This window comes from Acinetobacter sp. ANC 5414, from assembly GCF_013004295.1.
Taxonomy (GTDB): Bacteria; Pseudomonadota; Gammaproteobacteria; order Pseudomonadales; family Moraxellaceae; genus Acinetobacter.
This window is the reverse complement of record NZ_JABERM010000004.1, coordinates 1-26,750: the sequence shown is the minus strand read 5'-3', so window position 1 is coordinate 26,750 and position 26,750 is coordinate 1. Positions and strand designations below refer to the sequence as shown.

Genomic DNA, 26,750 nt, shown 5'->3' with positions numbered 1-26,750 from the left:
CGTTTGTTCAGTGTCTATAAAAGTGTCTAAGGCCATAAACATAATGTCCATTTAATAAATAATGGACACTATCGGGATATTGAGAAAATAAGAAAAGTGGGGTTCAGCGGATGCTTACTGTCTTTCGCTGATATTTTGGCATAAGAAAATTTCATCATAAAAAAACCGCCTTCATAAAAGCGGTTTTTCAAATCCACTGGATTGCTTTTCGACTGGATTATTTTCCGATACAGAATGATCCAAAGATTTTCCCTAACAAATCATCTGCACTAAATTCACCGGTAATCTCCGCCAAGGTATTTTGTGCCAGACGTAAAGACTCTGCCACTAACTCACCCGCTTGATACACCACCAACTGCTCATGCGCTTCTGCAAGATACACTTGAGTGCGCTTCATTGCGTCTAAATGGCGTGTACGTGCAATAAAGGTATCTTCTTCCGGCTGGAAGCCTGCATGCGCTGTAATCGCATCTATAAGCGACTGAACACCTGTTTCCTGCTTGGCAGACACAGTAATATGACGGAATCCCTGATAATCGCCAATTTCAGCCGCTGCACCAGTTAAATCACACTTGTTGGCAATCAGCATTAAACGACGCGGCTCTAGATGTTCAGCAAAATAGTTTTGTGCCAATTGTAACGGGTCTTCACCTTGGCTTAAGTCATAGACCAACAGCAACAAATCGGCTTGTTCAATTTCTTTAATCGCGCGGCGGATCCCTTCTTTTTCGACAATATCACCGGTTTCACGCAGACCTGCAGTATCGGTCAGGGTAATCGGCAAGCCATTTAAGGTAATTTTTTCATGCAACACATCACGGGTTGTACCGGCAATATCGGTCACAATGGCACGTTCATTTCCGGCTAAAGTATTCAACAAGGAAGATTTGCCTGCATTCGGTTTACCGGCAATCACCACCTGTAAACCTTCACGCAATAACTGACCTTGGCGCGCAGACTTTTGTACAGCAGTCACTGAACTTTGCACATCTTCAAGCAAAGCCAAAATTTTACCATCGGCTAAGAAATCAATTTCTTCTTCAGGGAAATCAATGGCAGCTTCCACATGTAAACGTAAATGAATCAGTTTCTCTAAAACGGTATTGACTCGTGTCGAAAACGCCCCTTGTAAAGAACGTACTGCTGAACGGGCAGCGGCTTGTGACGTGGCATCAATCAAATCGGCAATCGCTTCGGCTTGCACCAGATCCAGCTTGCCATTTTCAAAGGCACGCATCGAAAATTCACCGGCTTTGGCCGCAATTGCACCCAGTTCAAGTAAACGACCCAGTAGGGCATTTTGAATCACAGATCCACCATGACCTTGCAACTCCACCACATCTTCACCGGTAAACGAGTTTGGATTGGGAAAGCAGATGGCCAAACCCTCATCCATGACTTCGCCCGCGGCATCATAAAACTGACGGAAACCGGCAAAGCGGGCTTTCGGTAAAGCCTTTTGCGTTAATGCTTCTGCAATGGCATAGGATTTTGGACCAGACAGACGAATCACCCCCACACCACCACGCCCAGGTGGAGTTGCAATTGCAGCAATCGTTGTTCGGTTTTGCATAAAATTCACCTAAAAAGTCCTAAATTACAGCCAAAGAAAAATCCGCCTAAGATTACCATCTTAAGCGGATTTATTCAGCTATTCGCAATCAGTCGTTACTTAAACAACGTCACGCTTTTCGCGTTCTTTCGCAACATTCTTGTTGATCAAGCTTTGCTGCAAGATGGTAATACTGTTATTGACAATCCAGTACATTACCAAGCCCGCAGGGAAGAACAACATAAATACAGTGAACATAATCGGCATGATTTTGAACACTTTCGCCTGCATAGGATCAGCCGGTTGCGGATTTAAAGACTGCTGAATAAACATGGTCAAGCCCATCAATAACGGCAGGATAAACCACGGATCCATTGCAGATAAATCTTGAATCCAGCCTAACCACGGTGCGTGACGAAGTTCTACCGACTCCATCAATACCCAGTACAAGGCCAAGAAAATTGGCATTTGTAGAAGCAGTGGCAAACAACCTGATAATGGATTCACTTGTTCACGCTTATACAGCGCCATCATTTCTTGAGAGAAACGCATGCGGTCTTCACCGAACTCTTCTTTCATGCGTTGCATTTCAGGTGCAATCACACGCATTTTCGCCATAGAGCGATAGCTCTTAGACGACAATGGCCAAAGAATCAGTTTCACCAACACAGTCAATAAGATAATTGACCAGCCCCAGTTGCCCACAATGTTATGGAAGAATTGAAGCCCTAGGAACAATAACTTCGCAATTGGCCACAACCAACCATAATCAACAGTTTGGTTTAAGCCGATCGCCAAATCTTTCAGTTCAGACTGAATTTTAGGACCTGAATAGAAAGTCGCATCCACCTCAGCCGCTGTACCTGCAGGAACATTGAATGATGGCGAAGTAAACTGGATGATATTCATATCATCTGAAGATTTGCGTGACTCCAATTTAGCTGCAAATGGCTGGCCTTCACCTTGAGTCAGTTTCAGCTCACCCGGAATCCAGGCACTAACGAAATAGTGTTGAACAACACCAACCCAGCCACCTTTTGCTTCCACATTCAATTTTTCGTCATTGAAGTTGGCAAATTTAAGCTTGTTGTAGTGTTCCTCAGGTGTACCCCAAGCACCACCTAGGAACGTACCTAGTGTGAAAATGCCTTGGTCTGATTTACCTGGATCATCCGAATTATCACGTTTGATTTGACCAAACATTTGACCTTGCCAGTTCTGAGCACTACGGTTCACAACTTTGTGGTTCACAATAATCGGATATTCACCTTGCTTAAAGGTAAATGTTTTGATGATTTCGACACCATCAGCCGTTTTATAAACCATCGGTACAGATAAAACTTTAACCGCTTTACCATCTTTGGTTTTTTCAGCTTTTGCATCAGCCAAGCTATAAGCTGCTTTTTCAACTTCATAAACCGGACGACCATTACGGTTGCTGTCCGGTCCATTTAAACCAATCAAGCCAGACTGAGCAACGTAAGTACGTTTTGCATCGCTTTCCAGCATGACAAACGGTTCATCACTGTCTTTATTTTTATCGTGGTTCAATAATTCAATACGAACAATGTCACCACCTTTAGGATTAATCCAAAGATGATAAAGGTCAGTTTGTACTGAAATAAGCTGTTGACTTACAGGTGCAGTGGCATCTGTTGTGGTTTGCTGAGTGGCAATATTTGCTTGAGGCACGTCAGACGCTGCTGGAGCTGTTTGAGCGTTTGGCAAATCTGCAGATACTTCATGTGAAACCACGGCAGCTTCTTGCTGCGGTTTAGTCTCTGCATGACCATAATCTTTTTGCCAAGCCAAAATAAGCAAATATGCGACGACAAACATAGCCCCTAGAATTGCAAACCTGGCCCATTGTTGCATATCTATTATCCCAAGTAGTTAGAGTGATTTCGGTTCAATAAACGATCACGAAAGGGTACAGCAACGTGAAGCGTTTGAGAATCCATTTGCTGAAATGAAATAAAACGAATTGCTTTTGGGGGAACGGGGTCATAACCCGAACCACCCCAAGGATGACAACGGCAAATACGTTTAGTAGCTAACCACGCACCACGCACAGCACCATGAGAATGGACTGCTTCTAAAGAATATTGAGAACATGTTGGAATATAACGACAGCGGGGTCCCAATAAAGGACTAATCGCGATCTGATAGAATCGAATCAACCAATGCAGTAAACGTACCATTGGCCATCTCTACTTTTGTGGGGAGGGAGCTATCTTTTTATGCTTATTGGCAAGGCGTTGCAATTTCTGCCAAGCAAATTGTAATTGCTGTTGCAATTCTGCATTAGGGATTGCTTCAATGCCGACTTTAGGCATGACCACAATATCTAATAAATCTAATTGCTGTTGATGAAGGCGAAAACTTTCGCGAGCAAGACGTTTTACTCTATTTCTTTCATGTGCGCGACGCACTTTTTTCTTGGCAACAACAATACCCAAACGGCTTGAAGGCTGTTCGGAATTTTTTGCCAAAAATAAGAAATGGGGTTGATGCACTTTAAAAAGCGCACCATCAAACACACTTTTATAATCGGCAGCACAGCGTATGCGTACGTCTGTGCTGAAGCCATAAAGTGTCATGACACCCAAAATCGCAATAACTTAACTAATTAAACAGTTAAGCTATGACGACCTTTTGCACGACGGCGAGCTAATACTTGACGACCAGCTTTAGTAGCCATACGAGCACGGAAACCATGAACACGCTTACGCTTTAATTCTGATGGTTGGAATGTACGTTTCATATTGAAACTCCAAAAATGATCTTCTATGAAGGTTCGCGATTTTAGTGTTCATTCGGTGAGCTGTCAATCAAAAACAAACTTTCTTTCAAAATAAGGCATTTTTTTTAAAAACTCAGAATCTGAGATTTTTTATCCCATTAAAAATTGTTTTAATTTCACACACAATATAAGTTGTTGATTAATAATACAACATAAGTTATAAACAGAAATATTAACAACGTTATCCACAACTTAGTGTTGATAAGATTATTTTCTTCACTTTTGAATTTAAATTTAAAAATATTGAAAGTTATCCCCATCAACAACCGCTCTTATAAATAAATTCAAATTTATAAATTTAAATTTATTACTATTAGGGAGCTGTTTTTCTGTGGAAAAGCTATTTTAAATTTATATAAACAATAAGTTATATTGTGGATATCTATGTTTTTATAATCCTGTTAAATTGGGGATAACTTTGTGATATATTTTATCCACAGCTTGCGGATAATCTTATCCACACCGTGATTTAAATTTAAATTTAATCGGAAATTTGCTTTTTTGAGTGATATTTCTTTAATTTTGCCATGACAGATGTGGATAACTTCGATAGAATGGCGACCCGCTTGGTCGGGCTCAAATGATTTTTTTATAACTAATGGAATAAATAGGGGTTTCACATGCTTTGGACTGACTGTTTAACTCGTTTGCGACAAGAGCTTTCGGGGAATGTCTTTACCATGTGGATTCGCCCTTTGGTTGCTGAAGAGCTTAACGACACATTAAAACTTTATGCACCCAATCCTTATTGGACCCGTTATATTCAGGAACATCATCTTGAGCTGATCACGATTTTAGCAGAGCAAATGTCTGAAGGTCGGGTGCGCAAAGTTGAAATTTTGGTGGATTCCCGTCCGGGTGCAATTCTATCCGCCAATGAACAACCGGCAACCACGACTGCTGCTTTACAATCTGTTGCCACGCCGATAGCCAGACCTCGAAAAGAAAAAGAAGAATCAGGCGTTAAAAATAGCCGTAAGCGTTTATTAAACCCCTTATTTACTTTTTCGTTATTTGTGGAAGGTCGCTCGAACCAAATGGCAGCGGAAACCTGTCGCAAAGTGTTAACCCAATTGGGCGCTTCTCAACATAACCCTTTATTTTTGTATGGTCCGACAGGTTTAGGTAAAACCCATTTAATGCAAGCAGTGGGGAATGCTTTATTACAAGCCAAACCCAATGCACGCGTGATGTATATGACTGCGGAAAGTTTTGTCCAAGATTTCGTCAGCTCGTTACAGCAAGGCAAAGTGGAAGAATTCAAGAAAAATTGCCGTTCGTTGGATTTGTTATTAGTCGATGATATTCATTTACTGGCCGGTAAAGAAGCCAGTTTAGTCGAGTTCTTCTATACGTTTAATGCCTTGTTGGATGAGTCCAAGCAAATCATTTTGACTTCAGATCGTTATCCTAAAGAATTGACGGAACTGGATGCGCGTCTGGTTTCACGTTTTTCTTGGGGCTTGTCGGTGGGTGTGGAACCACCGGATATTGAAACCCGTATTGAAATCTTGTTGAAAAAAGCTGAAAACATCGGGGTTGAGTTGCCGCGTAATTGTGCTTTGTTTGTGGCACAACAAGTCGTGGCCAATGTTCGTGAACTTGAAGGTGCATTGAACAAAGTCGTGGCTATTTCACGTTTTAAAGGCACCCCCATTGATCTGGATGTGGTACGTGAATCGTTAAAGGATGTGTTGGCGATTCGTGCCAGAACCATCAGTACTGAAAATATCCAGCGTGTGGTCAGTGAATATTTCCGTATTCCGCTAAAAGAAATTGTGGGGCCGAAACGTACCCGTATTTATGCCCGTCCACGTCAGTTGGCAATGGGGCTTGCACGTGAATTGACCGGTGACAGTTTTCCGGAAATTGGCATGGCCTTCGGTGGTCGTGATCACAGTACCGTGATGCATGCCTGTGAGAAAGTACTCAGCCTTCGTGAGGAAGATCCGATCTTCAATGAAGACTATAAAAACTTGCAACGTTTGTTGCAAAGTTGATCGAATTTGATCAAATTCTATTCTTGCAATGCGGCATATTCTGCCGCATAGTACACTGCTAAAAACACATTTATTTATTATTTATCTTCAGTAGTTAGAGGAATGTACCGTGCGTTTGAAAATCGCGAAAGAAAGCTTACTTAATGTTCTGTCACATGTCGTAGGAGCGGTTGAACGTCGCCATACTTTAAACATTCTTTCTAATGTAAAGATTCAGGTCAGTAACGAGTCGCTAACCATTACCGGTTCAGATTTGGAAGTGGAACTGGTTGCTAGTACCACGCTGGCTGAAGGTGCATGCTTGCAAGTGGGCGAGACCACTGTTCCTGCACGCAAGCTGATGGATATCTGTAAATCTTTACCGCCTGCGGCATTGATTGACCTGCAAATTACTGAAGATCGCTGCATTTTAAAATCGGGTAATAGCCGTTTTGTGTTGGGAACTTTGCCTGCTGAAGACTATCCGTTATTGAGCACTGAAAATGCTCAAGGTACCCAAGTGACTGTAACTCAGCGTGAGTTAAAACGCCTGTTTGAAAAAACCGCTTTCGCGATGGCCGTGCAAGATGTACGTTTTTATTTAACCGGTACATTACTTGAAATTGATCAAAATCAGCTGCGTGCAGTCACCACCGATGGTCACCGTTTAGCATTATGTGAAACAGCAGCAACTTCAACGGCAACTCAAGCCATTCAAGCGATTGTGCCACGCAAAGCAGTGGCGGAATTACAACGCTTACTCAGTATTGAAGATGAGCAATTGTCTTTGCTGATTGGCCGTGAATTATTAAATGTCACCATTAGCACACCAAGCCGCGACAAAGAACAGGGTGATATCACGGTTCGTTTCACCACCAAGTTAATTGATGGGAAATTCCCGGATTACCGTCGTGTGATTCCTCGTGGTGGAGATAAAAACGTATTGATCGCACATGATGTATTTAAACAATCTCTACAACGCGTGGCGATTTTGAGTAATGAAAAATTACGTGGTGTGTTCCTGAATTTTGGTGCTGATTGTTTACAACTTCGTGCCAATAACCCGGAGCAAGATGAGGCGATTGAAGATCTAGCCATTCAATATGCGGATGCACCGATGGAAATGTCATTTAATGCGCAATATTTATTGGATGTATTAGGTGCTTTGGATGGTGATGATGTCTATATGACCATGACTGAAGCCAACCAATCTGTATTGGTACATGATCCGGCACAACAAGATCAGACCTATGTTGTGATGCCGATGCGTGTTTAATTCGCAGATTTTTTACAAGATCATATTATGTTTATCACGCGTTTAAATATAGAACGTGTTCGAAACTTAAAAGCGGTTGCACTCCAGGAGTTGCAGCCGTTTAATGTCTTTTATGGCCAAAATGGTTCAGGTAAAACCTCTATTTTAGAGGCGATTCATTTGCTGGCGACCGGGCGTTCTTTCCGAACCCATATCCCGAAAAACTATATTCAAAATGAAACAAGCGACGCGATTGTTTTTGCGCAATCTGTGACTGAAAAAATTGGCATGCAAAAATTTTTATCCGGTGAGCAACTGATTAAAGTCAATGGCGATCATATTGCTACCCAGGGGCAACTGGCTAAAATATTACCTTTGCAGCATATTGATCCACAAAGTACCGATATTATCGACTATGGTGCCAAACCCAGACGACAATTGATTGACTGGTTGATGTTCCACGTGGAACCGGATTTTTATCATGCCTGGCAATATTATTCGCGTGCTTTGAAACAACGCAACAGTTTGCTGAAATCGAGACGAAATCTTAGCCTGAATGATTTAGAACCGTGGAATAAAATGCTGGCTGAATATGGCGAAATGCTGCATTCACAACGCAGTGGAATTGTGGAACAGTGGAAAGTCTATTTTGAGCAGGATTTAAAACAGTTATTGCCCAATCTTGATATTCAAATGGAATATGTTCCCGGTTTTCATACCGAGCTTGGCTTGCTGCATGACTTAACTGTACATCATCAAAAAGACCTGGATCGGCGCTATACCGAGTATGGTCCACATCGTGCAGATTTACGTTTAAAAACAACGTTGGGTGATGCAGACGTGGTGCTTTCACGCGGTCAAAAAAAGCTGCTGATTGTCGCCTTAAAACTGTCACAGATTGCAATGCTACATGCCTGTAATAAGGAAACTGTGGTATTATTAGATGATGTGACAGCAGAATTAGATTTAACTGCACAACGACGATTAATTGAGCGATTGAGCCAACTGGGTAGTCAAGTTTTTATTACCACTTTAGAGCATGAATCAGTAAAAAAACATTTACATGATTTGTCTATTTCATATCAATTATTCAATGTTGAAAACGGTCAAGTTCAAGTTGTCGTGCAATAGTTTTTTAGATTTTACCCATCTTTGGATAGACCTATATTTCACTAGGGAGAAACCATGAGTTCAGAAGATCAAGCTGCTTCTCAAACAGAACCAACCAATGAAAAGGCTTATGATTCCTCTAGTATCAAGGTATTACGTGGCCTCGATGCTGTTCGTAAGCGTCCAGGCATGTATATTGGTGATACTGACGATGGTTCAGGTTTACATCACATGGTGTTTGAGGTTGTCGATAATGCAATTGATGAAGCCTTGGCGGGTCACTGTGATGAAATCCTGGTCACCATCCATGAAGATGAATCGGTAAGTGTTTCAGATAACGGTCGTGGTATTCCAACTGATATTCACCCAGAAGAAGGCGTATCTGCCGCTGAAGTAATTTTAACCATTCTTCATGCTGGCGGTAAGTTTGACGATAATAGCTATAAAGTATCCGGTGGTTTGCACGGGGTAGGTGTTTCGGTTGTAAATGCCTTGTCGAGTAAATTATTGCTGAATATTCGTCGTGCCGGTAAAGTGTACGAACAAGAGTATTGCCACGGCGATCCGGTATATCCGTTACGTGCCATTGGTGATACTGACGAAACTGGAACAACAGTTCGTTTCTATCCAAGTGCAGAAACCTTTAGCCAAACCATTTTCAATGTTGATATTTTAGCGCGTCGTTTGCGTGAACTTTCATTCTTGAATGCCGGTGTTCGTATTGTGTTACGTGATGAACGTATCGATGCTGAACATGTATTTGATTATGAAGGTGGTTTGTCTGAATTTGTAAAATATATCAATCAAGGCAAAACCCATTTAAATGATATTTTCCATTTTACCAGCCAAGTGCCGGAAACAGGGATTACTGTTGAAGTCGCTTTACAGTGGAATGATACCTATCAAGAAAACGTGCGCTGCTTTACCAACAATATTCCGCAAAAAGATGGTGGTGCACATTTAGCCGGTTTCCGCGCAGCATTAACCCGTGGTTTAAACCAGTATTTGGATAGCGAAAATATTCTGAAGAAAGAAAAAGTCGCAGTTACGGGTGATGATGCACGTGAAGGTTTAACTGCGATTGTTTCAGTCAAAGTACCAGATCCAAAATTCTCTTCACAAACCAAAGAAAAACTGGTTTCAAGTGAAGTTAAACCTGCTGTAGAGCAGGCAATGAACAAGGAATTTTCTGCCTATTTGCTGGAAAATCCACAAGCAGCAAAATCAATTGCCGGCAAAATTATTGATGCAGCACGTGCGCGTGATGCGGCACGTAAAGCGCGTGAAATGACACGTCGTAAGAGTGCACTTGATATTGCAGGTCTTCCAGGTAAATTGGCCGATTGCCAAGAAAAAGATCCAGCATTGTCTGAATTGTACCTGGTCGAAGGTGACTCTGCGGGCGGTTCTGCAAAACAGGGTCGTAACCGTAAGATGCAAGCAATTCTGCCACTGAAAGGTAAAATCCTGAATGTGGAGCGTGCACGTTTTGACAAAATGATTTCTTCGCAAGAAGTCGGTACGCTGATTACTGCACTTGGGTGTGGTATTGGTCGTGAAGAATATAATCCAGACAAATTGCGTTATCACAAAATCATCATCATGACCGATGCTGACGTCGATGGTTCGCACATTCGTACGCTACTGTTGACTTTCTTCTTCCGTCAAATGCCTGAACTTGTGGAACGCGGTTATATCTATATTGCACAACCACCGCTGTATAAATTGAAAAAAGGCAAGCATGAGCAATATCTTAAAGATAATGATGCTTTAGAAACCTTCCTGATTTCAAATGCGATTGATGATTTATCCCTGCATATCAGTGCTGAATCTCCTGCAATTACAGGACAAGCACTGGCAAAAGTCATTGAAGATTACCAGGTTTCACAGAAAAGTTTGAACCGTTTAACCTTACGCTATCCTGCAAGTTTGCTGGATGGTTTGTTGGGTCTGGAAGCATTCAAACTTGATCAGAATCATGATGAAAATTATGTGAAACAATGGTCTGAACAGTTACGGGCTGCGATTGAAAAATATCAACCAAGTTTACGTCCTGAAATCACTTTGGAAATGTTTGAAAAAGAACATGCCAACGGTGAAAAAGTTGCACATTACTGGCCACGTGTGACCGTATATGTCCATAACTTACCGCACTCGTATTTACTTGATTCTGGACTATTGGCTTCAGGTGAATATAAGCGTTTACTGCAAAATTCGAAGAGCTGGTTTAGCTTGCTTGAAGATGGCGCTTATTTGCAGAAAGGTGATCGCAAAATTAATGTTGCGACTTTCCATCAAGTGTGGCAGCACATTTTAGCGGATTCACGTCGTGGCATGATGATCCAGCGCTATAAAGGTTTGGGTGAGATGAATGCGGAACAGCTTTGGGAAACCACTATGGATCCTGAAAACCGTAACATGTTGCAAGTCACCATTGATGATGCGATTGAAGCAGATCGTATGTTCTCTTGTTTGATGGGGGATGATGTAGAACCACGTCGTGCCTTCATTGAAGAAAATGCCTTAAATGCGGATATCGACGCTTAATCTATCGATGAGTTAAATTGTAAAAAGCATCCTTCGGGGTGCTTTTTTTATGCTATTTTTATTTAAATACGATTAATTTTTAGTCATATTGGTTTTATAAAAATGACTTATTCCTCTGTCATGATGAGTCGTATACACAGGAGATCATCATGCAATATTACGAGGTTAGTACAATGGATAATCAACTGGAACAGATCCGGGATATTTGGAGCAATGCATTTTTTACCGGTAATTTTGAGGTGTTGGCTCAGTATGAACATGAACAATTCAAGGTGGTTTATGAGCAGGAAGGTCGAGTTGAAAGCAATTTTACCCGTTATGAACGTATTGCTCATGCAGTGAAAAATGGGGTATGGAAACCGCAAAAGCCCAACATTGAATTTGAAGAGTTTGAGTTTGATCGAGATTTGAAGCACTGTCAGGTTTTAATTGGTTTGGAAGATCAAAGAAAAATTCAGGAATTATGGGTTAATGAAGGTGCTTGGAAAATTATCGAACTCAGGTTTTTAAAACGCAAAAAGCTCCAACAAGATGAATAAAAAGTCTTATTTTGTTTGAAAATATGAATGTGGATAAGTTTATTTTTGTTTCATAAGGATATGAAAAGTAATTTATCCACAGCTTAAACTGATGCTTTTATTTTAAATTCAAAGTTGGTTTTATGTGTATTGTGGATAAGTTTTTTAAATTTAAAAGTCTGTTTTGAATTTAAAGTTAATAGATGAGGATTTTTAAATTTAAACACACTGACATTTTGGTGAGGGATATCGTTACAAAAGTGTTGTGTAGAAAAATTAAAAAATCGCAGTACAAGTTTGAAATTGTACTGCGATCATAAAACAAGCATCACTTTAGTTTTGCTTAAGAGTGATAGATTGGCTTATTCGAAAGCACCTTCCAGCTCTTCCAACTCCATCATGAGTTCTAACATTTGTTCTTCAGCTTGCGTTAATTTCGCTTTTAACTCGGTTTGTTCATTCATGAGCTTCAACAAATCATCTTTACGATTTGCTTCATATAATGCGCTATCGCCGAGTAATGTTTCGATTTCCGCTAAATGGGGTTGTGTTTTGGCAATCTGAGCTTCAATTTTTTCAATATTCTTGCGAACAGGGCGGCTGAGTTCACGACGACGTGCAGCTTCTTTACGTTGTGCCTCTTTATCCAGTTTAGAAATCGTCGGTTTAACTTCCACTTGCGATTTCACAGGGGCAGCAGGTTGTTGACCTGATTTCATCATGTCGATACGCGCTTGGCGTAACCAGTCGGCATATGCAGTCAAATCACCATCAAACTCACGGCTTTGACCACCATGAACCAGAATCAGCTCATCACAGACACTGGCAATCAGTTGACGTTCATGCGATACCAGCACCACAGCGCCTTCAAAATCTTGCAATGCCATGGTTAATGCATGACGCATATCCAAGTCTAAATGGTTGGTCGGTTCATCCAGAATCAGGACATTTGGACGTTGCCATACAATCAGTGCAAGTGCTAAACGGGCACGTTCCCCCCCCGAGAAACTTTCACTTGGGGTATCCATGCGTTCGCCACTAAAACCGAAACTCCCGAGGAAAGAACGTAAGCTGGCTTCACTAATTTTTTTATCGGCAATACGTGACAATTGCAGCATTGGGCTGGCATTACCATCCAAAGCATCCATTTGATGCTGGGCAAAGTAACCGATATTTAACAGTTCAGAATCTTTACGGGTACCTTGAAGCAATTGTAAATCACCCACCAATGATTTAATCAGCGTCGATTTACCGGCACCATTCATCCCCAGTAAACCAATACGACTGGTGGGTGTGATTTGTAAATTGACATTGGTCACAATCAGTTTGTCACCATAACCAATATCTGCATTCTCAAGTTCAAGCAGTGGTGAACTCATTTTAGTCGGTTCACGGAATGAGAAGGTAAATGGTGTATCAACATGCGCTGCAGACAACTCTTGCATGCGTTCAAGTTGTTTAATACGACTTTGCGCTTGTTTTGCTTTGGTTGCTTGCGCTTTAAAGCGGTCGATATATTTCTGCAAATGCGCGCGTGTTTCTAATTGCTTTTCATAAGCTTGTTGTTGCTGAGCCAAACGTTCACTACGGGTACGTTCAAAGGTTGAATAGTTGCCTGTGTAAAGAATCAGTTCTTGATTTTCGATATGTAAAATATGATCGGTAATTGCATCGAGGAAATCACGGTCATGCGAAATTAGAATCAGCGTGCCTTCATAGGCTTTTAACCAGTCTTCTAACCATAAAATGGCATCTAAATCTAAATGGTTGGTCGGTTCATCAAGTAACAATAGGTCTGAACGGCTCATCAAGGTACGCGCAAGGTTCAAACGCATACGCCAACCACCCGAGAAACTTGAAACATCGAGTTGGGACTGATGTTCAAAGAAACCCAAACCTGCCATTAATTGCGATGCTTTAGAGGGTGCAGAATAGCCATTAATTTCGTCAAAACGACCATATAAATGTGCAAGCTCATCATCACTTAAGCTTTCTGGGTGATCTAATTTATTTTGAATTTCCCAGAATTCTTCATCGCCAGATAGAACGAAATCAATCGCTTTCATATCTAAAGCTTTGATTTCCTGAGCCATATGCGCCACAGTCCAAACAGCAGGGCGAGTTAAAGAACCTCCATCCGATTCCATACCACCGAGCAGTGCAGAAAATAGCGTGGATTTTCCTGCGCCATTTACACCAGTTAAACCAATTTTCCAGCCTGGATGGAGTTGCATGGATGCTTTTTGAAATAAAACACGTCCACTGCGACGTATAGAAAGTTGATCTAACTGAATCATTAAAATATCTAAATAACAAGAATAGTGTGCGTATTCTAAAGGAATCAACCGTGAAAACAAAAAACTAAACTGTTTTATATCGATGAATTATTTCAAGTGCATTTTGTGTACAGTGCAGATTATTAAAATTGATGCTCTGTGCTAGGTTTTATCGCTAAATATGCTTATAGTCATCCTCTATAAATGATGAATAAAAATAAGGATCATCAAGCGTGAAAAAAGGATTTTTGATTTTATCTGCATTGAGCACATTAACCACATCCAATATATTGCATGCTAAAGCTGATGTCTGTGTCTTTGATTTATTAGGAAAATCGGGTGAATCTTATAAGCTGATTGAAGAATGGGCTTTGGCCAGCAAGCAATGGGGCGGGGACATCAGTCTTATTTCTTATCAAGATGAAGCCAAAGTCGAGCAAGACTTTAAAGCCGGGAAATGTGATGCCTTTTATATGACCTCTATGCGCGCACGTGCCTACAATAAATTTGCTGGCTCGATTGATGCGATTGGTGGCGTACCGACTAACGATATTGCGCAAAAATCCATTAGCTATGTACTCGATAAACGTAATGAAAAACGTCTGATCACTAGCATGGGTAAAGAAACCTTTGAAGTGGCAGGGATTGGACAAATTGGTTCGGCTTATATTTTTGTCCGTGATCGTTCGATTAATTCTTTAGCCCGCGCAGAAGGCAAAAAATTTGCCATATTACATTATGATTATGCTCAAAAAATTATGGTCACGCGTGTTGGCGCTGTTCCGGTCATGTCCGAGATTTCAAATTTCATCAAAAAATTTAATCAAGCTGAAGTCGAAATTGTTGCTGCACCTGCTTATGCCTTTAAACCGCTAGAAATTTATAAAGGTTTAGGTACCCAAGGAGCGATGATTAATTTTCCTGTGGTGAATGTCACCGCTGATTTGATTATACGTAAAAATAAATTTCCCGAAGGCTTTGGCATGCAATCGCGTAGTTGGTTCGTAAAACAATTACCGAAAAGCTTTGCGATGGTTAAACGTATGGAAGCTGAAATTCCGGCAAAATACCGCATGAATTTAAGCAAAGAAGACCAAGTAAAATATCAAAAAATTCTGCGTGAAGGACGAATAGATTTAACCAAACAAGGAATTTATGAGCCAGCCATGATGACTGTATTGAAAAAAGCCCGTTGTACTGTTGAGCGAACTAATTTTGAGTGTTCTTTAAGTGGTGAATAATTCGAGTGCTGTGTAGTAAATTGTAAAATATCTAAAATTTTCTAAGTGATACATAAAACTTTTATTAGGTAAGTTTATGATTTTATTATTAACTTTAAAGAATATAAGTCAACTGACATTTAAGTCTAAAATAAATGGAGTAAATGCTCTATTTTTTTTAAATAAACTTGCATAATATTTGTGCCATGAATGGACAGTCATCAAACAACAAGATTCTGAAAAGGACCACTACAATGAAAAAAACGATTCTCGCATTAGCAGCATTTTCTGCTCTTGGTTTAGCAACAACTGCAAAAGCAGAAAAGGTGAATGTTTGTGTATTCGATTTACTGGGTAAATCTGGTGAGTCTTATCAAATGGCGCAGGAATGGGCACTGGCTGCCAAAGGATGGGGAGCTGATATTAATTTAATTCCACGCCAAGACGAAGCTGTTGCTGATAATGATTTTAAAGCAGGCAAATGTGATGGTGTTTTTATGACGGCAATGCGTGCACGTCAATACAATAAATTTGTCGGTTCTATTGATGCTTTAGGGGGTGCACCTAGTAATGCTATTGCTCAGCGTGCGATTACTTTTGCTTTGGACAAACGTAATGCACCGAAAATGGTCAGCAATTTAAGCGGTAACAAATATGAGGTTGCGGGTATTGCACCTTTAGGTTCAGCTTTTATTTTTGTACGTGATAAGAGTATTGATTCCATTGAAAAAGCAGCAGGCAAAAAATTTGCAGTATTGGGTTATGACGATGCACAAAAAATTATGGTGCAACGTGTAGGCGCACAAGCCGTGATTTCAGATGTATCGAACTTTGTGGCGAAATTCAATAATGGTCAGGTTGATATGGTGGGGGCACCTGCCTATGCCTACAAACCTTTAGAAATCTATAAAGGTTTAGGTACAAATGGTGCAATGTTCAATTTCCCGGTACTTCAAGTGACCTCAGATTTTGTTATCCGTCCGGATCAGTTCCCTGCGGGCTTTGGACAACAATCGCGTGATTGGTTCGTGAAACACTTGCCAAAAAGTTTTGCGATGATTAATCGTCTTGAAGCCAGTATTCCAGCCAAGTTTAAAATGAACCTAACTGCAGAAGATAAAACCAAATATCAAAAAATGTTACGTGATGGTCGTATGGATATGACTAAACGTGGAGTTTATGATGCCAGCATGATGGCGGTATTGAAAAAAGCGCGCTGTTCTGTCGATAAGGCGAATTTTGAATGTTCACTTGGTGGTGAATAGCTTTGATTTTAAAGAAAAAAGCCTAGATTAATTCTAGGCTTTTTTGTCGAGTTGAATATGTCATTTTTGCCATTGTTGTCAGTCAAAAAAGGCGTAATCTTAAAAAATAATGATATAAAATTTTTGTCATAAAAATGAAAACAAGCAGATAAAGCTTGTGATTAGTAATGAATAAAAACTCAAAAAGATTCAGTCTTCGACTGAATGAAAACAAAGACACAAGGAAGAAAAAGTCATGATGCAATGGTCTAAAGCGCTGTTACTGGGTGTAAGTCTGTGTGCTGTAACCGGTGTTAGCCAAGCAAAACAAGTGATCTGCGTATTCGATTTGGTCGGTAAAAGTGGTGATGTGTTTACCCTGATGAAAGATTACCAGTTAGCAGCCAAAAATTGGGGGGCGGATATTGAATTGCGTGTTGGCCAAAACGAAGCAGTTATTGCTGAAGACTTTAAAGCAGGTAAATGTGATGGGATTAGTGTCACAGGGATGCGTGGTCGTCAGTTCAACGATTTTACCGGCTCTTTAGATGCCATTGGTGCGATTCCTGATTTAAAACTTGCGGTTAAAGTGATGCAAGGTTTAGCCAGCCCCACTTTTGCCAAACATATGGTGCGGGGCAAATATGAAGTGGTGGGTGTCATTCCAGTCGGTGATGCTTTTTTAATGGTGAATGACCGTAGCATTAACACGGTCGCCAAAGCTGCAGGTAAAAAAATTGCAGTCTTAGATTATGACGAAGCACAAAAAATTATGGTTCAGCAAATTGGTGCACAGGCGGTGAGTGCCGATGTCACCAATTTTGGGGCCAAATTTAACAATGGTCAGGTCGATATTATTGGTGCACCGGCAGCTGTATTTAAACCGCTAGAATTACACAAAGGTTTAGGGAGCAAAGGTGCGATTGTGAATTATCCAATTCTACAAGTGACCGGTAATATTATTATCCGTCCAGATAAATTTCCGGAAGGTTATGGACAAAAATCACGTGAATGGGTGAGAGGTCAGTTACCGCGTGCATTTGGCATTTTGGGGAAAATGAAAGCGGATATTCCACAAAAATATTGGATGCAGATTCCTGCAGTGGATAAGCCAGGCTATCAAAAATTGATGCGCGAATCACGTGTCGATTTAACCAAACGTGGTGTATATGATAGACGTATGATGAAATTGTTATGGCAATTCCGTTGTAAGGAAGATCCAAAGAATTTTGAATGTAGCCTTCAAGATGAGAACTACAAACAATCTTGAGAAAAATACTCAGATTTAACTTTAAATCTTCAAATACTGACCATATATTGGGTATGCTATACTTGAAATATGGTCTTTATCTTTTAAAGACAACTGAATTAAACAGAGGAATCCAACATGAATGCCCAAGCTCTGGTGCTGACCGACAATGCTGCGAATAAAGTACGCCAATTGCGTGATAGTGAAGGCAACCAAGAATTAATGTTACGCGTTTATGTTACAGGTGGCGGTTGTTCTGGTTTCTCTTACGGCTTTAACTTCGCTGAAAGCATGAATGAAGATGATGCTGAATTTGTCAATGGCGACGTGAAAATGCTGGTTGATTCTTTAAGCTATCAATATCTTGTCGGTTCAGAAGTCGATTATATTGAAGGTTTAGAAGGTTCACGTTTTGTGGTTCAAAACCCAAATGCAACCACAACCTGTGGCTGTGGTTCATCTTTCTCTATTTAATAAAAAATTTAAAAAGCCCTCCTTATGTGGAGGGCTGTTTTATGAAAAATAGAATTTATTATTGTGTTAGAACCTCATTAAAAATTATGGTTCTAATTTAGCGGCTTCTAAAATATCAAAAATAACCGTCGTCACATCTTGGCTTAAATCACGATTGTTAAAAATTTCATGCGCCGTAATGGTTACATCTGTATCACTTGGAAGTAAGCGTTGTTCTTCTTCAATCAAATGTTGAATGGGTAATAAAGTCTGTTTTATTTCTAAATGCAGAATATCTTTAAACTCAATATTTTCATCTTCCAGTTCGATCAGTTGTTCGTTTAAAAATGGCAATAAAATAGAATGCAGGTAAGGTTGAATCTCAATAATATCAAAGATTTCAATCTCACGTGTTTGCTCAATTGTACTAATGTGATCATTCATTTCAAGCAGAATATGGTAGTAACTCACACGCGTCTCCAGAGATTTTATGTTGTCATTTCTTCCCATCACAATAACATGAAATGAGCCTGATTTCCGTTCTATTGCCATGCATATACTTATACAAAGTAAGGGATTTTTGCATTGTATGTCGGTTGTGGCTTAACGTGCCTGCAATAAGGCTAAATCTGCTGCCGATAATCTGAAATTTTGTAGCTGTTGATCTTTCATTACAGGGTACATCAGCGCCTGAGGATCTTGATTGTGTTCTAAGCCTAGGGCATGTCCTAATTCGTGTGCAATGGTTAAACGTAAATCATCCATCGTATCAAATTGATAAATTTCAATGCACTTTCCATTGTATATGCCTTTGTGAAATTCGCGTGCTGGGAAGCGTTGATTGAGATGATTTACATTGATATTGTAGGTATCAATATTTTGATTATGCTGCTCGACTTGTTGATTATATTGGTTATTTTGATCTTTAAGCTCAGTAATATCGTGGTCTAATTGTTGTGCTTGGGCTTTCAATTGCTGATATTGTTGTTCGATGCGCTGTCGGTTTGGACCATTTTCATTTTCAATACGCATCCAACTTATGCGTTGTTGATTGAGTTGTTCAACGTCCTTGGATAATTGATCTCGCTGGGCTTGCAGGTGTTGGTGGCGTTGTTTTAGGTAGGTATAGTGATGGTCTAAATCCTTTGAAATCCGTTGATTGACATTTTGAGCCGTCTCCAAAAGTTGTTGGCTTGTTTTATGCGCTTTATGGTCAGCTTGGCGTTGATCATAGATCAAATTAATCGTTAATTTTGCCTTTGGATCATAAACCAGCAGAGGTTTTTCAGAGCCTTGCTGCCAAATGCCGATGGCATCTTTACAGAGCTGAATCAGTTCTGCTTGGCTCATACCAAATCGTGGGTCGACGTCGCCTAAGCGAAATCGCACACTTGAATCAAAAGGATGAAGTATTTTATCTGTGACTGTACGATGTTGTCGCTTATTATCCTGTTGCGATGGAAAGAATAACCAAATGAACAATAAAGCCCCGATGGCAAAGAAGAGAGCACGCATAGCATTTTAAAATCATTATTTTTAAATTAATGTAGCTGAAAACTTCATCTAATCCTATCTTTTTAAACATAAAAAAACCGCGCTTTCGCGCGGTTTTTTTCGATCAAGCTGACAAATTATTTTTTATCATCTTTAACTTCAGTGAACTCAGCATCTACAACGCCATCGTCCGCTTTTTGAGATTGACCTGCATCGCCTTGGAAAGCATTTGGATCAAAACCTTCAGCACCACCTTGAGCGCCTTGCGCAGCTTCATAAGCACGTTGGCTAATCGGCATGATGATGTTTTGAAGTGCTTCAGTTTTCGCTTTGATTTCTTCAACGTCATTTTCTTTAGTTGAAGCTTCAAGCTCTGAAACCGCAGTTTCAATTGCAGTTTTTTCATCTGCAGTCACTTGTTCGCCAAGATCTTTAACTGCTTTTTGCGCGCTAGAAACAAGTGCATCTGCTTCGTTACGTGCTTTAGCCAATTCTTCGAACTTACGGTCTTCTTCAGCATTCGCTTCAGCATCTTTAATCATCGCTTCAATTTCAGCATCGCTCAAACCAGAGTTTGCTTTAATTTGAATTGATTGTTCTTTACCAGTGCTCTTGTCTTTCGCAGACACTTTCAAGATACCATCAGCGTTGATGTCGAAAGATACTTCAATTTGTGGCACACCACGTGGAGCAGGTGGGATGTCACCTAATTGGAAGTTACCCAATAATTTGTTTTGCTGAGCCATTTTACGTTCACCTTGGAACACAGAAATGTCTACAGCAGGTTGGTTGTCAGCAGCAGTTGAGAACACTTGAGATTTCTTCGCAGGAATCGTGGTGTTTTTCTCGATGATTGCTGTTAACACGCCGCCCATAGTCTCAATACCAAGAGTCAATGGAGTTACGTCTAGAAGCAATACGTCAGTTTTGTCACCAGACAATACCGCACCTTGAATTGCAGCACCCATTGCTACCGCTTCGTCAGGGTTCACGTCTTTACGTGGCTCGCGACCGAAGAATTCTTGTACTTTTTGTTGTACAAGTGGCATACGAGACTGACCACCAACCAAAATCACGTCAGAGATTTCGCTTGTTGAAAGACCCGCATCTTTAAGTGCGATACGGCAAGGCTCAATCGTGCGAGCAACTAAATCAGCAACCAAACCTTCAAGTTTCGAGCGAGTTACGTTGATCACCAAGTGTTTAGGACCAGTCGCATCAGCAGTGATGTATGGAAGGTTGATTTCAGTTGCGTTAGAAGAAGAAAGCTCGATTTTTGCTTTTTCAGCAGCTTCTTTTAAACGTTGTAACGCAAGTGGATCTTGTTTCAAGTTCACGCTTTGTTCTTTCTTGAATTCTTCAACCAAGTATTCAATTAAAGCGTTATCGAAGTCTTCACCACCAAGGAAAGTATCACCATTTGTAGACAACACTTCGATTTGTTGGTCGCCATCTAGGTCAGCGATTTCAATGATCGATACGTCGAAAGTACCACCACCCAAGTCGTAAACTGCGATTTTACGGTCGCCTTCTTTTTTGTCCATACCGAACGCAAGCGCAGCAGCAGTTGGTTCGTTGATGATACGTTTAACATCAAGACCGGCAATTCGACCTGCATCTTTAGTTGCTTGACGTTGTGCATCATTGAAGTAAGCAGGAACAGTAATGACCGCTTCTGTAACAGTTTCACCCAAATAATCTTCTGCAGTTTTTTTCATCTTTTTCAAGATTTCAGCAGAAACTTGTTGTGGTGCCAATTTTTTATCGTTTACATCAACCCAAGCATCGCCATTGTCTGCTTGAATGATTTTGTAAGGTACAAGACCGATATCTTTTTGAACTGCTTGGTCTTGGTACTTACGACCGATCAAACGTTTGATCGCGAATAATGTGTTTTTAGGATTGGTTACCGCTTGACGTTTCGCAGATTGACCCACAAGAATTTCGCCATCTTTATAGGCAATAATAGATGGGGTTGTACGAGCGCCTTCAGCGTTGTCGATAACTTTAACTTTGTCGCCTTCAAGTACTGCTACGCAAGAGTTTGTAGTACCTAAATCAATACCAATGATTTTAGCCATTTGGATGCTTCCTCAAAATTATTTTTTGCAATGCTTTTGCTTGTTATCCGATATGAGAGCCATTCAAAATTTTTCAAGTTTATTTCATTAAAAAAAGTGAAAAACTCTCGAATTTCTTTACCTTATTGACCGACTAAGACCATTGCTGGGCGAAGCAAACGGTTCGACAAGGTATAACCTTTTTGCAATACAGTACCAATTTCACCTGCTTTAACATCAGGTGCGATACCCACTGCTTGATGCAAGTCTGCATTGAAACCGTTACTCATATTCACTTCGACTACACCGAATTTTTCGAGTGTGGTGAGCAGTGATTTCAAAGTAAGTTGCACACCTTCAAGTAATGGAGATTCAGTATCACCCGCAGCTTGAATGGCGCGTTCTAAATTATCGACGGTGTCGAGTAATTCTTTGGCGAATTTTTCAATCACAGTTTCTTTATGCTTTTCAGCATCACGTTGAATGCGTTCCACGCTTTTTTGCGCTTCATATACCGCATTGGCTGTACGTGCTTTTTCAAGTTTTAAACTTTCTGTCAGATTAGTGATCTGGGCTTGTAAATCTTCAACTGAAACTTCAGCTTGCTCCGTTTCAGCTTGAGTTTGTGCTGTTTGTTGATCAGCTTGCTCTTGCCCTAGATCTTGAGCTTGTTCGTTTTGCTCAGCTGCCATAGATTTACTCCGTTTAAATGGGTTCTTAAACATGTACAGTCCTTTTGGCTTCAGTGCTAACTGGGTTAATCCTGAACTGCCATGAGTGATAAAATTCATGATTAATACAAAGGTCGGGGCAGGCGATAAAAATTCAAGCGAGACAATCAATTAAATCTGTTTAATTTGATTAAAATTATCAAAAAACCTGGTTTTTTGAATATTCAGGCAAAAATTATAAGGTTCTTTATGCTCAAAATTGAGCTAGGGGATAAAACAACAAAGCAGCTTATTGTGAGAGCTTGATTATCAGTTAATGGAAGAATCAAGTTTTGTTGCTCTACTTCAGTTTGTATGGAAGATGGGAGTTAGGAATGAGACAGGAACAGAGAAAGAAAATACAAAGACGGTTAATGTGGTAATGGGTAATATCCAACTTATACTTAAAAATGATCATTATGAAATAAATTATCTATTTTACAAAAAAGCACAGGCTGATTATTATTTCACCCAGATTCTATCGCTGTAGTTTCTTCTTGGTATTTTTGAAATGTGTTTTCTAGGCTTACCCAACCTATGGGTAAGCTTTTTTTTTGCCTAAAATAAAGCAAGCTGTCATTAATCACTGCTCCTATATATCTGTTTATTAGAAAATTATAGTTTTAGTGTTGAATAACGGTTAAATCATTACAGTATTAAATTTTGATAATCAGGATTTTTATAAAATAAAAAAAATACCCTTTGTTGGAAAGGGCATTGAGCAGATAAAGAATTTTAATTATCGCGACGATCACCCACTCGCTTATCAGTATCGCGACGATGATCATTCCAACGTCTTTCTTGAGATTGACCTTGCTGTTGCGTTTTTTGATGATGTTGTACATCGGCCTTTTTACGCTGTTGTTCTGAGCGTTGGCGTTCAAGTTCCCGCTTTTTTCGATCCCAATTGGATTGGTTATTTCGATTTTGTTCAGCAGCTCTCTTACGCTGTTCTAATTGATGCTGTTGTTCACGTTTTTTACGCTCCCAATCAGACTGTTTTTGCCGATTCTGTTCCCACTGACGACGTTCAAGTTCACGTTTTTTTCGTTCTAACTCCAAGCGGTTTTGACGCTGTTGATATTCCCAGCGTTGACGATCCCGTTCTCGGTCATATCGATTGTCATAATCTCGATCATAACGACGGTCATAGCGATAATCATAACCACCATTGTAATAACCGCCATCTTCTGGAAAGGCGACACAACCTACAGCTAAAAATATAGTCGCTAAAGAGAGTAGAATCAGTTTTTTAGTCATGGCTTACATCCTTCTTTTAAGGAGTAGCAAAACACTCCGAAATATACATGGAAATTGTCAATGACAAGCTATAAAAAGAAGATTAGCGTATGAATGTTTTTACTGTGTATACAGATGATTAGACTTATATAAGATTATGGTCACTTATCGGTTGATCATGTAGAAAATGTGAAGAATATAATAAAAGGAAAGTGTATTTATGGTTGCTTTTAATCGAACGCTACAGACTTTGATAGACAAAGGGCAAGGCACTGCAGCACGCACTTTGGATCGATTGCCGAGTTTTGCACAAAAGTCTTTAGCTAAAATTTTAAGATATCCTCACGAATATCCTGAACTTGATCCTTTAATTCAATGCATGATGGCGGCACAGTTAATACAAGGGAATAGTGGTTTCATCGGTGAAGATGTTATCCACGCGCGTAAAACCTTTGATCTACAAATGCAGGCGATTAAGAGTAAACCCACCCCAGTAAATCGTGTTGAAGATCTACGGCTCCCTTTACATAGTGGCACCATCTTCGCGCGACATTATCATCCTGCACCAAGTAAAAAACTTCCCATGGTGGTGTTTTATCATGGCGGTGGTTTTGTGGTGGGGAGTCTGGACTCTCACGATGAGGTTTGTCGTTTACTTGCAGTCTATGCGAAGGTTCAGGTACTAAGTATTGACTATCCCTTAGCGCCAGAAGCCAGCCCGACAAAACTGATCCAAACCTGTGAAGATGCACTGGCATGGGTATATCAAAACAGAAAACAGCTTAAAATCTTAAAAAATAGAATTTCTGTGGCAGGCGATAGTGCAGGCGGCAATATTAGTGCAGTCGTTGCCCAGCGTAGTGCCAACAAAGTTTATGCACCACAAGTGCAATTGCTGCTCTATCCTGCGGTAGATTTTAAAAGCCGTCATCCATCGTTCCATGCCTATAAAGAAGGTCTGGTTCTAACAGGGACGGATGTCGACTTTGTAACGCACTATTATGCTGAAACTCATCAAGTTGAATTGGATGATCCGATTATTTCACCGACCTACGGCAAACATGACAAATTAGCTCCTGCATTTGTGATTACAGCAGGTCATGATGTATTGCATGATGAAGGTGAAATTTATGCCTACAAGTTACGTCATCGTGGTGTGAAAGTGCATTATCAGGAATACAGTGATCAGGCCCATGGTTTTGTTAATCTAACCCCAATTTCTTATCGGGCTAAAAAGTACGTGATTGAAATCAGTAAAAACTACAGAAAGTTTTGGGATAAACACGCTTAAGCTTTTTTTAATAAATTCGACTGTCTATATAGAAGGTGTTTCACGTGAAACACCTTTTTTATTTTTGCTCAATCCGGGCGGTAGGTAGTGTGAGTCTAAATTCGGGAACATAAAAACTCTGCAAATATTTGGCTTGAGAAAAATCTGGAAAGACATCCAGCGTATTTTTCCAAGAGGCTTGTTTAAGTTTACATAGCTTGCCACGAAATTGCGGGCTGAATTGATAATTCAAACCTTGCCAGGTCTGATGAATGTTGAGCAGTCGTGCGGGTAAATGATGACTATTAATATAAAAAGCCTGACTATGTTTGTACTTCTGCAAGCACAAACTCATTTCTTGCTGATCAAATGAAACGTTGCAATACACTACATCATCTTTCATCAACCATTCGAATTGAGCCAATTGTTTAGGAATTCCCCAAAAATGTTGACCATGAACCACAGATATTTCGGTAGACACGTAAATTTTAGGAATTGAAGATAAACGTCTTTTACTCATTAAAGGATGATCTAAAATCAGAAGCTCATCATAAGGCCCCACTGGAGATTCATGATAACGAACCAATATAACCTGTATAACTCGTCCAATCGGGGAGGGAGCAAGATGGAAAGCTTGATTGCATTTAATAAAGTTTGGCGTTAACCAATAATTCAAAATAAAGGCATCACCCAGTAAATTCCAAGGTGGATGGTGATGAAAAGTTGTAGTGGTTGATTCTTCACTCATTGTCATTCTCGTTTTATCTCAAAAAGAGATGCTGTTTTATTTATAGTGAACGATTAATATATAGAAATTGACAATTACAACTTGAAGTAGAAGAGTAAAGAAATGTTAAAACAAACATTATTCGCTGTCGGTGCTGCCTTTATCAGTTTACAAGCGATCGCTGCAAACTCGATTGTAGAAATGAAAACATCCATGGGAAATATTGAAATAGAGCTCTTTAATGATAAAGCACCTATTTCAGCGAAAAATTTTGAAAGCTATATAAAGGATAACTTTTATAACGGCACCATTTTTCATCGCGTGATTCCCGGCTTCATGATTCAGGGTGGCGGAATGGATGCCAACATGGTTGAGAAGCAAACTAAAGCTCCAATTCAAAATGAATCCTATAATGGTTTGAAAAATACCCGTGGCACTTTGGCAATGGCACGTACCAACAGTCCTAATTCAGCAAGCAGTCAATTCTTTATTAATACGGTAGATAACGACTTTTTAAATAAAAGCCAGATGAATGCGGGTTATGCCGTATTTGGCAAAGTTATTAAAGGAATGGATGTGGTCGATAAAATCACGAAAGTTCCGACTGCAAACTTTGGAATGCATCAAAATGTACCAAAGCAAGTAGTGAAAATCATCAGTGTGACTGTTAAAGCAGCACCCGAGAAAAACTAATACAAATTAAAGCAGAAATATTTTAGTCATATTTCTGCTTTATAATTATGTGCTTAACTAATTTTTAGTGTAATTTTGAACCAAAATAGTGCATAAAAATGCAACACTCAATATAGCAATCAGTTAAAAGCCCTTGCACGTGTACGAAATTGCCCTATAATGAGCTCATACCAACGCGATACAGCAAACAAACTTAGCTGATTAAGTTAAGTTGTTAGTATTTATTGCGTTGAACTTGTCTCTGACGAAGAGCAAGAAGATCATTAAGAGATTATGAAGAACAACTTGTGTGGATTTTTACCGGTTGATCGATCGAAATTATTTTCATTGATTGATGGTAGAAATTACTCG

Annotated in this window: 23 protein-coding genes; 11 read left to right on the top strand and 12 right to left on the bottom strand. The window is 40.0% G+C overall.

Features of this window, described 5'->3' with window-relative positions:
- Positions 1-217: 217 nt before the first annotated feature.
- The 5 genes from mnmE to rpmH all read right to left on the bottom strand — a co-directional run bounded on the left by mnmE (position 218) and on the right by rpmH (position 4,316).
- Positions 218-1,573, bottom strand: a complete 1,356-nt coding sequence (gene mnmE, locus HLH18_RS03930; RefSeq protein WP_171545820.1) for a tRNA uridine-5-carboxymethylaminomethyl(34) synthesis GTPase MnmE — start codon at positions 1,571-1,573, stop codon at positions 218-220.
- Positions 1,574-1,672: 99 nt separating this feature from the next.
- Positions 1,673-3,427 (bottom strand): membrane protein insertase YidC, encoded by a 1,755-nt coding sequence (gene yidC, locus HLH18_RS03925; protein WP_171545819.1) that lies wholly within the window; start codon positions 3,425-3,427, stop codon positions 1,673-1,675.
- Between the two features lie 5 nt (positions 3,428-3,432).
- The gene (yidD, locus tag HLH18_RS03920) at positions 3,433-3,753 is read right to left on the bottom strand and encodes a membrane protein insertion efficiency factor YidD (protein ID WP_067723861.1); all 321 of its coding nucleotides are present in this window, start codon (positions 3,751-3,753) and stop codon (positions 3,433-3,435) included.
- A 9-nt stretch (positions 3,754-3,762) separates the two neighbouring features.
- Positions 3,763-4,152 carry a ribonuclease P protein component gene (rnpA, locus tag HLH18_RS03915; RefSeq protein ID WP_004650901.1) on the bottom strand — a complete coding sequence of 130 codons (390 nt, stop codon included), beginning with the start codon at positions 4,150-4,152 and terminating at the stop codon, positions 3,763-3,765.
- 29 nt (positions 4,153-4,181) lie between these two features.
- Complete coding sequence (gene rpmH, locus HLH18_RS03910; RefSeq protein WP_000831329.1) at positions 4,182-4,316, bottom strand: 50S ribosomal protein L34; 135 nt, start codon at positions 4,314-4,316, stop codon at positions 4,182-4,184.
- Positions 4,317-4,975: 659 nt separating this feature from the next.
- Between rpmH and dnaA the strand changes: the two genes are divergently transcribed.
- From dnaA to HLH18_RS03885, 5 genes are all read left to right on the top strand, one after another.
- Complete coding sequence (dnaA, locus tag HLH18_RS03905) at positions 4,976-6,355, top strand: chromosomal replication initiator protein DnaA (RefSeq protein WP_171545818.1); 1,380 nt, start codon at positions 4,976-4,978, stop codon at positions 6,353-6,355.
- Positions 6,356-6,464: 109 nt separating this feature from the next.
- A complete protein-coding gene (gene dnaN / locus HLH18_RS03900) occupies positions 6,465-7,610 on the top strand; it encodes a DNA polymerase III subunit beta (protein ID WP_171545817.1) in 1,146 nt (381 codons plus the stop codon).
- A 27-nt stretch (positions 7,611-7,637) separates the two neighbouring features.
- The gene (recF, locus tag HLH18_RS03895; RefSeq protein ID WP_171545816.1) at positions 7,638-8,720 is read left to right on the top strand and encodes a DNA replication/repair protein RecF; all 1,083 of its coding nucleotides are present in this window, start codon (positions 7,638-7,640) and stop codon (positions 8,718-8,720) included.
- Between the two features lie 54 nt (positions 8,721-8,774).
- Positions 8,775-11,246, top strand: a complete 2,472-nt coding sequence (gyrB, locus tag HLH18_RS03890) for a DNA topoisomerase (ATP-hydrolyzing) subunit B (protein WP_171545815.1) — start codon at positions 8,775-8,777, stop codon at positions 11,244-11,246.
- 173 nt (positions 11,247-11,419) lie between these two features.
- The gene (locus HLH18_RS03885) at positions 11,420-11,785 is read left to right on the top strand and encodes a hypothetical protein (protein ID WP_171545814.1); all 366 of its coding nucleotides are present in this window, start codon (positions 11,420-11,422) and stop codon (positions 11,783-11,785) included.
- A 341-nt stretch (positions 11,786-12,126) separates the two neighbouring features.
- On the opposite strand, the gene HLH18_RS03880 is transcribed toward HLH18_RS03885, so the two are convergent.
- A complete protein-coding gene (locus tag HLH18_RS03880) occupies positions 12,127-14,061 on the bottom strand; it encodes an ATP-binding cassette domain-containing protein (protein ID WP_171545813.1) in 1,935 nt (644 codons plus the stop codon).
- Between the two features lie 212 nt (positions 14,062-14,273).
- On the opposite strand from HLH18_RS03880, the gene HLH18_RS03875 reads away from it, so the two are divergent.
- From HLH18_RS03875 to erpA, 4 genes are all read left to right on the top strand, one after another.
- Positions 14,274-15,281: a putative solute-binding protein gene (locus HLH18_RS03875; RefSeq protein ID WP_171545812.1), complete on the top strand. Its 1,008-nt coding sequence runs from the start codon at positions 14,274-14,276 to the stop codon at positions 15,279-15,281.
- A gap of 233 nt (positions 15,282-15,514) precedes the next feature.
- Positions 15,515-16,525: a putative solute-binding protein gene (locus HLH18_RS03870; RefSeq protein ID WP_171545811.1), complete on the top strand. Its 1,011-nt coding sequence runs from the start codon at positions 15,515-15,517 to the stop codon at positions 16,523-16,525.
- Between the two features lie 238 nt (positions 16,526-16,763).
- Positions 16,764-17,774 (top strand): putative solute-binding protein, encoded by a 1,011-nt coding sequence (locus tag HLH18_RS03865; RefSeq protein WP_165541350.1) that lies wholly within the window; start codon positions 16,764-16,766, stop codon positions 17,772-17,774.
- A gap of 117 nt (positions 17,775-17,891) precedes the next feature.
- Positions 17,892-18,227, top strand: a complete 336-nt coding sequence (gene erpA, locus HLH18_RS03860) for an iron-sulfur cluster insertion protein ErpA (protein ID WP_131292219.1) — start codon at positions 17,892-17,894, stop codon at positions 18,225-18,227.
- An 84-nt stretch (positions 18,228-18,311) separates the two neighbouring features.
- Here the strand turns inward: erpA and HLH18_RS03855 are convergent, their stop codons facing one another.
- The 5 genes from HLH18_RS03855 to HLH18_RS03835 all read right to left on the bottom strand — a co-directional run bounded on the left by HLH18_RS03855 (position 18,312) and on the right by HLH18_RS03835 (position 23,730).
- Positions 18,312-18,689 carry a hypothetical protein gene (locus HLH18_RS03855; protein WP_171545821.1) on the bottom strand — a complete coding sequence of 126 codons (378 nt, stop codon included), beginning with the start codon at positions 18,687-18,689 and terminating at the stop codon, positions 18,312-18,314.
- A gap of 120 nt (positions 18,690-18,809) precedes the next feature.
- Complete coding sequence (locus tag HLH18_RS03850; protein WP_171545810.1) at positions 18,810-19,721, bottom strand: matrixin family metalloprotease; 912 nt, start codon at positions 19,719-19,721, stop codon at positions 18,810-18,812.
- A gap of 116 nt (positions 19,722-19,837) precedes the next feature.
- Positions 19,838-21,781: a molecular chaperone DnaK gene (gene dnaK, locus HLH18_RS03845; RefSeq protein WP_131292213.1), complete on the bottom strand. Its 1,944-nt coding sequence runs from the start codon at positions 21,779-21,781 to the stop codon at positions 19,838-19,840.
- A gap of 122 nt (positions 21,782-21,903) precedes the next feature.
- Positions 21,904-22,452 carry a nucleotide exchange factor GrpE gene (gene grpE / locus HLH18_RS03840; RefSeq protein WP_171529956.1) on the bottom strand — a complete coding sequence of 183 codons (549 nt, stop codon included), beginning with the start codon at positions 22,450-22,452 and terminating at the stop codon, positions 21,904-21,906.
- 753 nt (positions 22,453-23,205) lie between these two features.
- Positions 23,206-23,730, bottom strand: a complete 525-nt coding sequence (locus tag HLH18_RS03835) for a hypothetical protein (RefSeq protein WP_171545809.1) — start codon at positions 23,728-23,730, stop codon at positions 23,206-23,208.
- A gap of 199 nt (positions 23,731-23,929) precedes the next feature.
- Between HLH18_RS03835 and HLH18_RS03830 the strand changes: the two genes are divergently transcribed.
- Positions 23,930-25,000, top strand: a complete 1,071-nt coding sequence (locus tag HLH18_RS03830; RefSeq protein WP_171545808.1) for an alpha/beta hydrolase — start codon at positions 23,930-23,932, stop codon at positions 24,998-25,000.
- A 58-nt stretch (positions 25,001-25,058) separates the two neighbouring features.
- On the opposite strand, the gene HLH18_RS03825 is transcribed toward HLH18_RS03830, so the two are convergent.
- Positions 25,059-25,727: an acetoacetate decarboxylase family protein gene (locus HLH18_RS03825; protein ID WP_171545807.1), complete on the bottom strand. Its 669-nt coding sequence runs from the start codon at positions 25,725-25,727 to the stop codon at positions 25,059-25,061.
- Positions 25,728-25,829: 102 nt separating this feature from the next.
- On the opposite strand from HLH18_RS03825, the gene HLH18_RS03820 reads away from it, so the two are divergent.
- The gene (locus HLH18_RS03820) at positions 25,830-26,399 is read left to right on the top strand and encodes a peptidylprolyl isomerase (RefSeq protein WP_171545806.1); all 570 of its coding nucleotides are present in this window, start codon (positions 25,830-25,832) and stop codon (positions 26,397-26,399) included.
- Positions 26,400-26,750 lie beyond the last annotated feature (351 nt).

What these genes read in the sequence shown, in the direction of transcription:
- mnmE (WP_171545820.1), bottom strand. Translation starts at nt 1,573, where the DNA reads ATGCAAAACCGAACAACGATTGCTGCAATTGCAACTCCACCTGGGCGT.
- yidC (WP_171545819.1), bottom strand. Translation starts at nt 3,427, where the DNA reads ATGCAACAATGGGCCAGGTTTGCAATTCTAGGGGCTATGTTTGTCGTC.
- yidD (WP_067723861.1), bottom strand. Translation starts at nt 3,753, where the DNA reads ATGGTACGTTTACTGCATTGGTTGATTCGATTCTATCAGATCGCGATT.
- rnpA (WP_004650901.1), bottom strand. Translation starts at nt 4,152, where the DNA reads ATGACACTTTATGGCTTCAGCACAGACGTACGCATACGCTGTGCTGCC.
- rpmH (WP_000831329.1), bottom strand. Translation starts at nt 4,316, where the DNA reads ATGAAACGTACATTCCAACCATCAGAATTAAAGCGTAAGCGTGTTCAT.
- dnaA (WP_171545818.1), top strand. Translation starts at nt 4,976, where the DNA reads ATGCTTTGGACTGACTGTTTAACTCGTTTGCGACAAGAGCTTTCGGGG.
- recF (WP_171545816.1), top strand. Translation starts at nt 7,638, where the DNA reads ATGTTTATCACGCGTTTAAATATAGAACGTGTTCGAAACTTAAAAGCG.
- gyrB (WP_171545815.1), top strand. Translation starts at nt 8,775, where the DNA reads ATGAGTTCAGAAGATCAAGCTGCTTCTCAAACAGAACCAACCAATGAA.
- HLH18_RS03885 (WP_171545814.1), top strand. Translation starts at nt 11,420, where the DNA reads ATGGATAATCAACTGGAACAGATCCGGGATATTTGGAGCAATGCATTT.
- HLH18_RS03880 (WP_171545813.1), bottom strand. Translation starts at nt 14,061, where the DNA reads ATGATTCAGTTAGATCAACTTTCTATACGTCGCAGTGGACGTGTTTTA.
- HLH18_RS03870 (WP_171545811.1), top strand. Translation starts at nt 15,515, where the DNA reads ATGAAAAAAACGATTCTCGCATTAGCAGCATTTTCTGCTCTTGGTTTA.
- HLH18_RS03865 (WP_165541350.1), top strand. Translation starts at nt 16,764, where the DNA reads ATGCAATGGTCTAAAGCGCTGTTACTGGGTGTAAGTCTGTGTGCTGTA.
- erpA (WP_131292219.1), top strand. Translation starts at nt 17,892, where the DNA reads ATGAATGCCCAAGCTCTGGTGCTGACCGACAATGCTGCGAATAAAGTA.
- HLH18_RS03850 (WP_171545810.1), bottom strand. Translation starts at nt 19,721, where the DNA reads ATGCGTGCTCTCTTCTTTGCCATCGGGGCTTTATTGTTCATTTGGTTA.
- dnaK (WP_131292213.1), bottom strand. Translation starts at nt 21,781, where the DNA reads ATGGCTAAAATCATTGGTATTGATTTAGGTACTACAAACTCTTGCGTA.
- grpE (WP_171529956.1), bottom strand. Translation starts at nt 22,452, where the DNA reads ATGGCAGCTGAGCAAAACGAACAAGCTCAAGATCTAGGGCAAGAGCAA.
- HLH18_RS03835 (WP_171545809.1), bottom strand. Translation starts at nt 23,730, where the DNA reads ATGACTAAAAAACTGATTCTACTCTCTTTAGCGACTATATTTTTAGCT.
- HLH18_RS03830 (WP_171545808.1), top strand. Translation starts at nt 23,930, where the DNA reads ATGGTTGCTTTTAATCGAACGCTACAGACTTTGATAGACAAAGGGCAA.
- HLH18_RS03825 (WP_171545807.1), bottom strand. Translation starts at nt 25,727, where the DNA reads ATGAGTGAAGAATCAACCACTACAACTTTTCATCACCATCCACCTTGG.
- HLH18_RS03820 (WP_171545806.1), top strand. Translation starts at nt 25,830, where the DNA reads ATGTTAAAACAAACATTATTCGCTGTCGGTGCTGCCTTTATCAGTTTA.